Here is a 347-nt window from a genome sequence, read left to right as displayed (position 1 = left end):
CGTCATCACTGGCTTTGCGTTCCAGTGCGGCGATCTGGCTGTCAGTCAGTTCGATACCCTCACGAGCCACTTTTTCTTCCAGTGCTTTCAGACGCTTTTTGAAGTTCTCAAGGTTATGGCGTAACCAGATGGAACGGACACCACTGCCGGAGATAAAAACGCCCTGTTTGCGCAGTTCGTTGCTGGTCCGGTGCTGACCGTGCGCCGGGAAAGCGATGGCGTAATCAATAACAGCCTGCTCAGTTGCCTCATCGGTACGATTTTTGAGATTGGGAGCACGTCGGCTGCGGTTAATCAGCGCGTCCACACCGCCTTCATCAGCCAGTTCGCGATAACGGTAAAACGTA

The 347-nt window shown here is 53.6% G+C and carries 1 protein-coding gene; it reads right to left on the bottom strand.

All coding sequences use genetic code 11. The features are described 5' to 3' along the window. A partial coding sequence (locus tag AQ981_RS25530) for a helix-turn-helix domain-containing protein (protein WP_154675996.1) occupies positions 1-347 on the bottom strand: 347 nt, incomplete at both ends.

Source organism: Entomohabitans teleogrylli, assembly GCF_001484765.1.
GTDB lineage: Bacteria > Pseudomonadota > Gammaproteobacteria > Enterobacterales > Enterobacteriaceae > Entomohabitans > Entomohabitans teleogrylli.
Note: the sequence above shows the minus strand (reverse complement) of the source record. Positions and strands in the feature narration are given on the sequence as shown.